8 protein-coding genes are annotated in these 12,694 nt (G+C 44.9%); 5 read left to right on the forward strand and 3 right to left on the reverse strand.

What is annotated here, in order from left to right:
• Positions 1-277 precede the first annotated feature (277 nt).
• Together GZK95_RS18195 and GZK95_RS18200 are read left to right on the forward strand one after the other, a co-directional pair.
• Positions 278-6,127, forward strand: coding sequence for a cadherin-like domain-containing protein (locus tag GZK95_RS18195; RefSeq protein WP_075713109.1), 5,850 nt, complete (start codon positions 278-280; stop codon positions 6,125-6,127).
• Between the two features lie 144 nt (positions 6,128-6,271).
• Positions 6,272-6,871: a beta-phosphoglucomutase family hydrolase gene (locus GZK95_RS18200; RefSeq protein WP_075713107.1), complete on the forward strand. Its 600-nt coding sequence runs from the start codon at positions 6,272-6,274 to the stop codon at positions 6,869-6,871.
• Between the two features lie 49 nt (positions 6,872-6,920).
• On the opposite strand, the gene GZK95_RS18205 is transcribed toward GZK95_RS18200, so the two are convergent.
• Both GZK95_RS18205 and GZK95_RS18210 read right to left on the reverse strand, forming a co-directional pair.
• Complete coding sequence (locus tag GZK95_RS18205) at positions 6,921-8,225, reverse strand: inosine/guanosine kinase (RefSeq protein WP_075707338.1); 1,305 nt, start codon at positions 8,223-8,225, stop codon at positions 6,921-6,923.
• 110 nt (positions 8,226-8,335) lie between these two features.
• Positions 8,336-8,806, reverse strand: coding sequence for a CreA family protein (locus GZK95_RS18210; protein ID WP_075707340.1), 471 nt, complete (start codon positions 8,804-8,806; stop codon positions 8,336-8,338).
• A 222-nt stretch (positions 8,807-9,028) separates the two neighbouring features.
• On the opposite strand from GZK95_RS18210, the gene GZK95_RS18215 reads away from it, so the two are divergent.
• The 3 genes from GZK95_RS18215 to GZK95_RS18225 all read left to right on the forward strand — a co-directional run bounded on the left by GZK95_RS18215 (position 9,029) and on the right by GZK95_RS18225 (position 12,157).
• Positions 9,029-9,547 (forward strand): flavodoxin, encoded by a 519-nt coding sequence (locus GZK95_RS18215; protein ID WP_075714111.1) that lies wholly within the window; start codon positions 9,029-9,031, stop codon positions 9,545-9,547.
• 202 nt (positions 9,548-9,749) lie between these two features.
• A complete protein-coding gene (locus GZK95_RS18220; protein WP_083626153.1) occupies positions 9,750-11,378 on the forward strand; it encodes an HD domain-containing phosphohydrolase in 1,629 nt (542 codons plus the stop codon).
• Positions 11,379-11,515: 137 nt separating this feature from the next.
• Positions 11,516-12,157, forward strand: a complete 642-nt coding sequence (locus tag GZK95_RS18225; protein WP_075707342.1) for an HAD-IA family hydrolase — start codon at positions 11,516-11,518, stop codon at positions 12,155-12,157.
• 31 nt (positions 12,158-12,188) lie between these two features.
• Here GZK95_RS18225 and GZK95_RS18230 read toward each other — a convergent pair whose 3' ends face one another.
• Complete coding sequence (locus GZK95_RS18230) at positions 12,189-12,395, reverse strand: hypothetical protein (protein ID WP_075707344.1); 207 nt, start codon at positions 12,393-12,395, stop codon at positions 12,189-12,191.
• Positions 12,396-12,694 lie beyond the last annotated feature (299 nt).

The raw sequence follows: 12,694 nt of genomic DNA on the forward strand, positions 1-12,694 counted from the left end.
ACGAAGGTGAGTAATTATTCGCGATAGTTTGAACGATGTTGTCATCGACTGGCTCTGCTTGTGCGGGGAGCGATAGTGCGCTCAAAACGGTGATTCTCAAAAATGAGACTGACGCTTGCGGCAGTTTTAACTCTATGAATCGATGTTAAAAAATTGCTCACTAGTTGTGACCTCACCAATACATTTGCTATCGCTAGACCATTGGGCAAGTTTTTAGTAGTTAAAATGGTCAATAATTAGAACTGAGAAGCTGTGTTAGAGATAAATGGTGGTTGTTATGGGACTGGATACATTAGCAATAGTCAGCAAGCTGGCAGTGGGGCAAGCAGTTGTTATTGATGCTGAAGGCAATGCAAGGATCGTTAACTTAAGCGAGCCACTGAATGATGGTGAGGTCATTATCCAGTCTAACCCAGATGAAAGCATTCAGGCGACTTTGGTCAATCAAGACGGCGATAATATCGACATAACTAATGATGTTGCTCAGGTCATCGAAGCGATTGAACAAGGTCAGGATCCCGCAGAGCTGGAAGAAGAATTTGCTTCTGAAGCGGGGAGCGAGGACAGTTCAAGCGGTACGGTGCTCGACAGCGTATCAAGAGACGGCTCGGAGACCATTGCTAACACACTTTTTGAGACAGAAGGGCTTGAAAGCATTGGCCTCTCGACAACGCAAAGTCTCACACTGCTTGAACAGTTCCGCGCTTTGGTCCTACCGTCGATTCTTACGCCTCCGACTCCAGACACGCCTCCATTAGCGGAAAACTTTACAGTCGAGCTTGACTCCTTTGGTCGCGCCGCTGTGCAGTTCAACAGTGAAGATGCCTCTCAAGACCACATTTCAGATCTCGAAGACGATGCCTCAAATACACCACTTGGCGTGGTCATTACCTCTTTACCTCAATCGGGTACGCTCCTTTATGATGGCGAACCGGTGACCGACGAGATGCTGACCGAGTTTGACGATCAAGGTAACGTTGTCGGTGACTTACAGATACTCGATCCTGAGCTGTTTAGTTATCAAAATGATGACCAGTCGACAGGGTTTATCCTTGGTGTCAAAAACGCGCCAGATGGTCGTGACGGAGACGAGAGCAGCACGGCATTTTTAAACTGGGGTGAGCCGACAGATGACCCAAATGTCCGGGTGCTCACTTTCACTGATGATGAAAACAACATTGTCGATCAAATTACCATCACGACAAGCGGTGGCGCACCAACACAATATTATGCCGACAAAAATCATATCGGCTATGGCTTGGGTGTTGGTGGTGGAGACGGAATAAACCAAGGCGAAACGATCAATATTGATTTGTCTCAGCGCCCTGCTGAATCCGTAACTCTCGGACTTGATGGTATGGGCGGCTGGTTTGAAGAAGGCCACCCTCAAGAAACTCAGGTCGTGATCAGAGTGACCCTTGACGATGGTAGCGTCATCGAACAGTTTGTCACGAAAAATACGTCAGGCAACACAGATCTATTTCGAGAGATAACCGTTGATGTTCCTGAGTCGTCTGAGGGGGCAAAAATCACTAACGTGGAAGTATCGACACTCGGCCCGGGTAACTGGGAGCTACGTTATTTAGAAACAAATGTTCCAGATGATGCTTTTGATTACCGAGCGGTTGATAGCAGCAATAACGTTAGTGAAGAACGCACTGTGACGTTAGCGGCTGCGGAAAACACGCCGCCAGTGGCCATTGATGACCCTATGGGTTTCAGTGTGGCTTATGGTACCTATAACGATGACGTGTGGGAGTTCGGTGATGATGAGGTTGTCGCTTCTTACGATGGCGAGCAACAGCAGGTCTCTGGCGACGGGATAAAGAGAGGGGTTAGCGGGGATGAGAATGGCGGCCCAGCTAACCAAATTCAATATAATCGCGAAGATGGCAAGTCGGAACAGCTTACCTTTAACTTAGAAAAACCAGCGACACAGTTTAGTTTCACTTTCTCCAATCTATTTTTAGATGAAGGCGGCGATGGTAACCATGAACAAGGGAAATGGGTCGCCTATTTAGGTGATACTGCGGTCGCGAGTGAGATGTTTATTGCCAATGATGGTGATAACCAAGGTACGTATACTTTCTCAGGTGATGTCGCTTTTGATCGTGTGATCTTTGAAGCGGTCGACTTTGTTAATCAACCTGCACGAGGCAGTGACTCTTCAGACTACTTCCTTACTGGCTTTACCGCGTCTGGCCCGGGCGCTTACGCTGCAAATCAAGGTGAAGTGCTGCAAATCCCGATTGAAGAGTTGTTAGGAAATGACTTTGACCCCGACTCTGATCAAATTCGATTTACTCACGTTTCTGAAGCGAACAACGCACAAATTTGGGTTGAGGATGGCATCGTTTATGTGGATCTCGATGATGACTTTACCGGCCCCACGACATTTGAATACGAAATCACGGATGATAAAGGCGGCTTTGCCGAAGCGACCGTGAGCATTATCGTTAATCCTCAAGCATCAGACGTCGGTGTTACTACGATTAGCTTACTCGATGACACCGTGCCTGAAGGCGATAGCTTAATGTACAAAGTGGTATTGGAAGACGGCGTTTTAACGCCGACCGAATACGATATCATCTTCGGCTCTCCAGGAGACACGGCAACTCACGCTGATGTTGACCTAAGCAATGTGCAGTTTACCAACGGCGTCACTTACGATTCTGGTTCGGGTAAAGTGTTGGTTCCTATTGGGGTGAGCGCGTTTACCGTGATTGTCCCAACGGTTGAAGATAATGAGTACGACAACGAAGAAACCTTCACTCTGCAACTGGGTGGAGCAAGTGCGCAGGGCACCATTTTAGACTTGTCGGATACGCCACCTGAATCCGAAGACTTCAATGTCGCGCTCAACCCGCAAGGGGAGGCGGCGGTCGTCTTTAATAGCGACGTGGCGATGAATGATCATATCTCTGATCTTGAAGATGATATCGATAATAAACCGCTTGGTGTCGTTATTACCAGCCTTCCTCAATCGGGAACACTACTGTATGACGGTGACCCTGTCACCGAATCTATGATTACTCAGTTTGATGAAGATGGTGCAGTAGTGGGTGAGTTAAACGTTTTTGACCCTGATCTGTTCACTTATCAAAATGATGATCAGTCTACTGGTTTTATCCTCGGTGTGAAAAATGCGCCTGAAGGTCTTGATGGTGACGAAAGTAACAGCGCGTTTCTCAACTGGGGTCAATCCACTGACGATCCAAACGTACGCGTGCTGAATTTCACCGATGATGAAGAAAACATTGTTGATCAGATTTTTATTACCACCAGCGGTGGGGCGCCAACACAATATTATGCGGACAAAAACCATATTGGTTATGGATTAGGTGTTGGCGGTGGGAATGGTATCAATCAGGGCGAAACTATCACGATCGATATGTCTCAACGACCTGCCGAATCTGTCACTTTAGGACTGGATGGAATGGGTGGTTGGTTTGAGGCCGGTCATCCTAAAGAAACCAAAGTCATGATCACCGCCACACTTGATGACGGCACGGTGATCGAGCAACTTATAACCAAGAACACTTCAGGCAACAGTGAGTTGTTTAAAGAGATCACGATTGATGTACCAGACAGTTCTTCTGGGGCTAAGATCACTCATATCGAAGCCTCAACAATGGGGCCAGGTAATTGGGAGTTGCGCTATCTAGAGACAAACACCCCGGATGACTCGTTTGACTACCGTGCGATAGACAGTGACAACAACGTTAGTGATGAAAGCACGGTAACTCTTATTGCTGCAGAAAACACGCCGCCAGTGGCGATTGATGACCCAATGGGCTTCCACGTAGCTTACGGTACGTTTGATAACGATATGTGGCAGTACCAAGATGGTGATATTACCGCCGCATACAATGGACAAGAGCAGCAAGTGTCGGGAAGTGGTTTAAAACGCGGCGTGACTGGTGACGAAAATGGCGGTCCTGCCAACCAAATTCAATATAATCGCGAGGAAGGCCTGTCAGAGCAGTTCACATTTAACCTCGCCAAACCCGCTACCGAATTCAGTTTCACCTTCTCAAATCTTTATAAAAATGAAGGTGGTCCGGGTAATCATGAGCAAGGGAAATGGGTCGCGTATTTGGGCAATACTGCGGTTGCCAGTGGTATGTTTATCGCCAATCAGGGTAGTAACTACGGTAGTTACAGTTTTTCAGATGACATTGCTTTTGACCGAGTGGTGTTTGAAGCGGTGGATTTTGTCAATGAGCCTGCGCGGGGAATGGACTCATCAGATTACTTCTTAACAGGATTTACCGCATCAGGATCTGGTGCTTATGCGGCGAACCAAGGTGAAGTACTGCAAATTCCGGTCGAGGAACTGTTGGGCAATGATTTTGACCCAGACTCTGACCAAATTCGCTTTACCCATGTTTCTGAGGCAAACAATGCGCAGATTTGGGTTGAAGACGGCATTGTTTATGTTGATCTCGATGACGATTTTACCGGCCCGACGACTTTCGACTATGAAATTACTGATGATAAAGGTGGCTTTGCAGAGGCGACGGTCAATATTATTGTTAACCCAGTGCCAGAAGAGATCTGTGTTCATTGCATCAATATGATCGACGATGTCGTAGTCGAGGGAGACCACTTATTATTTAAAGTATTCCTTAATGCCGGTCCACTGACACCGACGATGCTCGGCATTGAATTTGGCCATCCTAGTGATAGTGCTGACGCCGCTGATATTGACTTGGCTAATGTGGTGTTTACCCATGGTGTGACTTACGACGAGCAAAGCGGCAAAATCATCGTGCCAGTGGGTGTGAGTGAATTTTCGGTGGTATTACCTACTGTCATCGATGATATTGACGATAATTTAGAAGAGTTCACTCTTATCGTTGACGGCGTGTCGTCAACCGGAACGATTGCAGACATCACTATCGAGCAAGAGGATGATACGATAATATCGTTCCATGACTTCGACCAAATTGATGTAGGGCGTTGGAGCTATATTGATGCCGAAGAGTTAAATGACGCGAATACCGTTGCGGGCATCTCCGATGGCGCTGAAGGTGTTTGGGGAACAGACAACGCAAAAGATAGCGTTGAGGTGGGTAAGGAGAGTGTTTATCGGCATACGGATGATAAACAGAATCAAGTGCTCGAACTCGAGGCGCGTAGAGGCGACAACCAGCTGTTCACCGAGTTAAGTAACACGCGTGAGGGGCAGTTCTTCACCTTAGCATTTGATGTTGCAAGACGAGGCAATCGATTATCACCAATGGCGATTTTCCTCGAATCTGCAGATGGCGTGAGTAAAGAACTTCTTTACACTTACGATCAGAGTAAGGATTGGACGTCTGAGATTATTCACTTCCAAACTGCGACCGCAGGCGATTACCGAGTGACCTTTGAGTCCACTGATGCTGATAGTTACGGCGCACTGTTAGACAATATCAAGCTAGAGACTCTCAACAATGTCGGGTTTGAAGATGGCTATCTGCCAGTGAGTAATATCAGTGTCAACTTAGGCAGCGACCAACTTAATCTTGACGATTTCAAAGTGAAGTTAGACCTAGGGGAATTGCCAAATGATACCAAGTTCAAGATTGGTGATGATGAACTGGTCGCAGATGGTAACGGCTATGTCGATGTCAGCAGTTATGATGGTGATTTATCGGGCCTCTCTGTTCAAGTGAGTGACCCAGGCAACTACTCGTTTGATGTGGTGGTGTTTACTGATGAGAATGTCGTAGTCAAAACAAGCCCGATTGATATCACGGTATTGCCACAAGGCTCAATGTTGCAACAAGGAACTGAGCAAGCAGATACAATGGAAGCAAGCTTAGGCGACGATATTCTGTTTGGTTTTGGAGGCGGTGATACCTTCGTATGGCAGTTCGACGATTTTGATGGCGGTCTTGATGTTATCCATGATTTCAAGGTCGGAGAAGATCAAATCGACTTGTCGGATATACTTGAACCCGGTGAGACCATTGACGATATACTCGACAACGTCAGTGCGCAGGTTAACGATAACGATGTGACATTGACGATAACCAAAGGCGGGCAATCTCAATCGATTCAAATCAACGACATTGCGGATCAAATCGCAGGCCCGATCAATGAACAGCTCAGCTTGTTGATTAGTGACCCTAACCCTTAACCGCAAAACCAAGCCCCCGCTCTTGGGGCTTGGGCATTGTATTGTTACCGCATTCTCATTTCTTTTGCTGGTTAACACTATCGTCGGCAAATGTTTGGTAAGTTACTTTTCTAGATCACCAAATAACAAGTGAAGCTGACGGTTATGTTATTAGATTACGACCAATACCAAGCATTTATTTTCGATATGGATGGAACCTTACTCGATACAATGCCTGCTCATTTAGATGCGTGGGAGTTAACGGCTCGAGAGTTTAGCTTTCCCTTTAGTCGTGAGTGGGTACATAGCATGGGAGGCATGCCAAGCAGCAAAATTGTTGAGCAGATTAACAGCAAATTTGCTCTTAACATCGACGCTTATGACGCTTCTCAATTCAAAATGGCTGCGTTTAAAACCATGTCGAATGAAATAAATCCCATTGCCGCAACGCTTAATGTGCTCAATACCTATCATCAGACCAAGCGGATCGCGATTGGGACGGGGAGCCAGCGCGAGAGTGCCGAACGTTTACTCTCAGACTGTGGCTTAGCGGATAAAGTGGAAGTACTGGTTAGTGCCAATGATGTCGAGAATCATAAACCGTCCCCCGATACGTTTCTTAAAGCTGCCAATCTATTGCAAGTTGAGCCACAAAAGTGCTTAGTGTTTGAGGACACTGAACTTGGCAAGCAAGCGGCTCATGCTGCGGGAATGGATTGTGTCATGGTGGTTGGCGAGGAGCTGGTATTTCATCCTTGCAGCTAAGCTTAGTTAGTTCAACATAAAATTAAAGCCGCGTTCGCGGCTTTAATCATTATCTATCCCAGTATGCTTCTTCTAGGCTATCTTCTCGTTCTGGTAACGAGCTCGATAGGCGAGGAGAGTGCTGAGTGAGCACTTCATAGCTTACACGGTTTGCGTACTTACAAATCTGTGACAGTGATGAGTAAGTGAGGTAAGGGCGATCGTGCTTCATTGAGTCCGGCACCGTCACCACATGGAAGCTGTTTGCGGCAATATCATGAAGCAAAGCTGATAAAGCGGCATCACCAGCACCGTTAGTGTTTTTAATCTCAATAGGGCCACCAAGGTAAGGACCAATGTGCGAGTACACTTTTTGCGGGGTGACACAATCCACTTTGCGCATAGCTCGGCTAAACTCGTAACGGTTAAACTCAGAGATCACACCGTGTTGCAGCATATAATCTGTTTCACGCAATGCTTCAACGTCACTGTAGCCCGCCATATAAAGACCATTAGGACCTGCGGTACACAGAACTAAGTCTACCCACTCAAGTGCGCGGTCTGCGGCTTGTAAAGGATCACTGATGCCAGTGAGTGCCAAGCCTTCCTCTTCGTTCATCGCGACAATCGTGATGTTTTCTTTGAGGTACTCTTGCCACCACTCTGCGTTACCTTCGATCACCCATTTTGTTCCAAGGGTGAGAACGACAGGAACGTTCTTCGCTTTAGCGATCTCAATTGCGCGAGCAACTGCTTTTGGCATCGGATCTTCAGGTTTACCGCGCATAAGGTAGGATGAAACCACTAGAGCTGATGCTTTGTCGAAAACGCTTTCTGGAATGCTTTCTGGTTGAAGCTGGTTCATATGACCTTCGTTAATAGCGAAAGTACGTTCACCATCTTCAGTAATGAGTGTGTAACAACGACCAATTGGACCTTCAACCATTTGTAGATGGTTTAAGTTCATACGAGCAGATGTACGACATAGGTAACGATAAGCAAATGAACCTACTTCAATGTTACGTGACATAACACCGAGTAGCACTGACTTACTGTCAGCCAATACTGAGTAGTTGTGCAGCGTGTTGCCAATAGTGTCACCAGGATATTGATGAGTAATCAATCCACGCTCAACAAGCTCTACATAGAGCTCATCGGCTTTGTTTTCTTCAAGAACCAGTGAGTGGCCTTTACTCAGTCCATACTTAGAGAGAAATTCATCGTCCACGCGAGCTTCAATATCTACAATTGTTTGACCGACACCAACAATGATTGGTCGATATAGCTTTGATGGTTGCTTCGCTTGGTTGACCAATGGATCACGGGCATGAGTTGGGAAATAGTGCTTAGATTTACGCTGACCTGGAAATTTCATCTTTAAGGGGGATTAAAAAATTTTCTGCATCATATCACATTGATGATAGATTTATTTCATCAAAATTTCACTTTATTGTGCCAAACATCGCCGTTTGGCACAATTTTGAGCTACTTCTCTGCTTGGTATAGGCCGTAAGCTTTGGTGCCCCATAGCGGTACGGTTGACAAGCTGTGCTTAAAACTACCGGACGTTTCTTTGGTTGAGTAGGATAGGTACATCAAGGTTTGATTTTCTGCATCAAAGATTCGACGAACTTTCATCGACTTAAAGAAGATGCTTTTTGACTTTTTAAATACCACTTCGCCGTCATTAGACTTGTCGATTTGCTGAATCATCTCAGGGGTAATTTCGCCTGTTTGTCGGCAAGAGATAGAGCTGTCGCTCGGGTCGGCCAAGCTAAAGTCCGCTTCAATAGAGGCGATATGGCAAGTTACGCCAGTTACGATAGGATCTTGAAGGTGGTTAAGCTTAATGTCTTTCATCGTGAAAAGCCCCAAGCTGACGTCTCCGACTTCGCCGCTATCACAGCCTGTTAATGCGGCACTAACCAACAGTAAAGTTGAAATCTGTTTTAACATAGTTGTTCCTATCAATTTATAATCATTTAATACAATCATAAGCACTTTAGCGCACTATTAACACCAAAGATTATATACTCAAGTGACTTCAGTTCTCTGCCTTGTCTATAAACCAACTTATTCTCGCCGAATCAAACACCTTGAGGTTACTTGAGTTAATGCTTGTATTTGAACGCGACGGTGATTAAGCTTCACCAAGTAATTCTATCTGGCTATAAACCTATGACTCGTCACGTTCCGAAAATTGCCACCACCAAAAATGAATGGCTTTACCAACAAGTTGATGTTGAGTTTCCTACCAAAGAAAGTTTAACGGGTAGGGAACTGTACAAAACCTCAGTCGCAGAACGAAACTACGTGAACTTGGCAAACTATCTGGCGGATCACGATAAGCAGAACAGCTTTTCTGTAGATGACATCTACCTTGTTGACTTTCATCGTTTAACGGTTCTGTTTTCACTGTTGCAGTCAAAACGATGGGCTAACGAAGAAGAGCAGCAGTTTATCGTGGAGTTTTTGACTCAGATAATTTACTCCGAACCATGTCAACTCTACCTTGGGTTTAAAGATGGAGAGCCTATGGCAGCGGCGATCGTGACTCAAAGCGATGAAGAACTGTTAGTGTCTGATGTAACACTGGTTGACCCTGCATTGCAGGCGTCATTCATTCACGCGCTCGTTACTAAGAATGAAACAAGTAAATTGCTTGACGTGATTAGTGATGCTTATCTTGAAATTTAACGGATTATCAATAAGTTTCAATAGGGTGTGATATCTTGACTGTCATTTTGGTTTAATATGCAAAAAGACAGTGAAGTTACGACTGAAAAGTTGCCTAATAGTATCCGCCCTGTTCTGTAGTTCGGTGCCTGCAGAGCAGTGGCAAAGCAACAATGTACTTGTGTTACACTCCTACGCACCCTCGTATCAATGGACCGCAGACATGCAGTCGGGCATTGAACAAGCCATTCTGGATAGCCAATCTAATATCACGCTCTCTATTGAGTACTTAGACACTAAACGAATACTAGACAAGCAATATTTTAAACATTTTGAGCGCTACTTTGACGCAAAGTATCGTGACTATCATTTTGATGCTGTCTTGATTACCGACGATGGTGCACTCTCCCTTATTAATCAGTGGCAAGACAATCCCCTTAAGGGCCTACCCATGGTTGCTGGTGGGATCAATAACCCTTTAGCCTCGCTCGACTCAGTCACCGATAAAAGTCATATCATTTTTGAACAGGATCAAATCGCTAAAACGCTTGAACTGATCGCCAATGTTAGACCAAACATGAAAACGCTTTACTATGTCTCTGACAGAAGCACCACCTCTGAGTTTATCCGCCAGCAAGTAAAGCAAGAGCTGAAAGGTAGCAGGCAACTCCAACTTAGAGAGATTCGCGATCTACCGCTAGACGAAGCGCTTAACCAACTGACGCATATCTCATCTCAAGATGCCGTCTTACTGACTCATTACAACACTGAAATTCTGAATAACCAGTACTATAGCTATAACTATCTCGCTCACCAGTTTTCTAGTCATAGTGCGGCTCCCGTGTTTGTGCTTTGGAAGTTTTACATCTCACAAGGCGTATTTGGGGGATATGTGCAAAACTCGAGTGAAATAGGGGCGCAAATGATTGCAGCACTCGGCGAGTTTATGTCATTTCCCACTGGAGGAGAGATTCAGCGCGGAGAGATCAACAAGCCGATGGTTGACTATCTCGCCATGCAGAGATTTGGGGTGGGTGCGCACCTGCTACCGGACAACACTCAGTACCTCAATGAACCTCAAAGCTATTTTAAGCAAAACTGGCATCTACTCAGTGCGGGTTTTGCGATTTTCCTCATTATGATGCTGGTGATTGTCACTCAAGCAGAGATGATTAGACAGAAACGTAAGATCAATAAGCAGAACAAGCGAATTGTTGGTTTGCACAAACGAACCTTGCAAACGCAAAAGGATATGATTGTTGTTCTTGGAGAGGCGATTGAGAGTCGCTCTGGAGAAACGGGTAACCACGTTAAAAGAGTGGCGAAGGTCTCTTATCTATTGGGGAAACTATACGGACTTTCTCACCGAGAACTTGAACTTATTGAAGTCGTTTCGCCGATGCATGATGTGGGTAAAATTGTCATTCCGGAGCATATTTTAGACAAGCCAGCGCAACTCGATGAAGATGAACGAGAAATAATGAAAACGCATACAATTCATGGACATAAGTTGCTTAGTGCGAGTAAAGGGGATGTATTTAGGCTCTCTGCTTTGATTGCGTTGCAACATCATGAGCATTGGGATGGAAATGGCTACCCGCATGGTATTGCAGAGCGCGATATCCACATCTTCTCAAGAATCACAGCCGTCGCCGATGTATTCGATGCGCTTCTCAGTGTGCGGTGCTATAAAAAAGCGTGGCCACTTGAAGACGTTATCGCATTATTTCAGCGTGAACGAGGAAAGCAGTTTGATCCAAATCTGACCGATTTGCTGATCGATAACATGCAGCAATTTATAGATATCCGAAATATGTATCCAGATAACGAGAATCGCCATTCAAATACGTAAAATATGCAAAAGTGATGCAAACCGATTATTTAACAAATAGTCGGTTTGGATAACCTGAACTGTTAACTACAACCTTTCATATGTGCAAAATAAAATTAATAATTAGAGATGAAAAATAATTAGTAGAGGTTATTCAAATGAATAAAACCCAGTGCGTCATCTTTGATTGTGAAGGAACTCTTGTCGACAGTGAAATCTTGTGCTGCCAAGCATTATCATCGGTATTTGAAACTTTCGGAGCAACACTTACGGTAGAGCAAGCGATGGACCATTTTGTTGGTGGGAAGCTCGCTGATATCTTAATGGATACTCGAGATAGGCTCGGTTTAAATATATCACTCGATGTTTTAGAACCTCTCTATCGAGTGACGTTGAGGAATCTGTTTGAGTCTGAGCTCAAACCAATGCCAGGTGCGAAATCTTTATTGAAGTTTCTAACTGACAACAATATCGAGTATTGTGTCGTTTCTAATGGCCCGAGAGACAAGATCGAACATGCGTTAGAACTAACAGGGCTACTCGATTACTTTGTGGGGAAAATCTATTCTGCCTTTGACACTAACAGTTGGAAGCCAGAACCGGACTCGATTCTTTTCAGTGCCATGAGTATGGGGTACCGTCCGGAAGAATGTTTGTACATCGATGATACGCCCAAGGGCTTAGAGGCTGGCGTGAGGGCCGGTATTAAGACCATTCAACTTGAAGGTGTCAGCAAATCCTCTTTTCCTGGTGTGTTTGGTTCAATCCAAAGCTTAGAAGAAGTTGAAGAACTGGTATAAATTAGAAGAGACCCAATTGGGTCTCTCAGTTTTAGTGGGCTCGCACTGAACTACTGTGCGAAACGTTCAGAATGACTTTAGGGGGGAGCGGTTCAAAAGAAACGATCTGCTTAACATCTTTGAAGAATGAGCCACACTGGGCGCAGAGCATTGCGCCAGAATCTGACAGCATCAGTTCGTCACAGTTACATAACGGGCAGTGCTCTATCTCTTGAAAAGGGCGTAATTTGTCTTTCACGATATCTCCTGCAGCAAAGTGATCAAACGGTTTACCGCTTAAAGTTATAATTATTGTTATTGAAATTAAATTTCTGTTACTACTATATTGCGTATTCAGTTTAGTTCATAAGAGTTGATTGCAAATCAACTTTCTATCTATTTCGATTAACTATGGGACTCAACTCATGAATTATCGAAATAGGTTTAAAGCGTATCATTAGATGTTCATAGCAACGTAAGTTTTGTGTAAATTTACTAAGAGAATAGTCATTAATAAGCGATCGCTCCCAAATTTGGTTGCTTAAACATTGAATAAGA

Source organism: Vibrio panuliri, assembly GCF_009938205.1.
GTDB classification, from domain to species: domain Bacteria; phylum Pseudomonadota; class Gammaproteobacteria; order Enterobacterales; family Vibrionaceae; genus Vibrio; species Vibrio panuliri.

Coding starts and splice junctions, on each gene's coding strand:
- GZK95_RS18195 (WP_075713109.1), top strand. CDS start 278: ATGGGACTGGATACATTAGCAATAGTCAGCAAGCTGGCAGTGGGGCAA.
- GZK95_RS18200 (WP_075713107.1), top strand. CDS start 6,272: ATGTTATTAGATTACGACCAATACCAAGCATTTATTTTCGATATGGAT.
- GZK95_RS18205 (WP_075707338.1), bottom strand. CDS start 8,225: ATGAAATTTCCAGGTCAGCGTAAATCTAAGCACTATTTCCCAACTCAT.
- GZK95_RS18210 (WP_075707340.1), bottom strand. CDS start 8,806: ATGTTAAAACAGATTTCAACTTTACTGTTGGTTAGTGCCGCATTAACA.
- GZK95_RS18215 (WP_075714111.1), top strand. CDS start 9,029: ATGACTCGTCACGTTCCGAAAATTGCCACCACCAAAAATGAATGGCTT.
- GZK95_RS18220 (WP_083626153.1), top strand. CDS start 9,750: ATGCAGTCGGGCATTGAACAAGCCATTCTGGATAGCCAATCTAATATC.
- GZK95_RS18225 (WP_075707342.1), top strand. CDS start 11,516: ATGAATAAAACCCAGTGCGTCATCTTTGATTGTGAAGGAACTCTTGTC.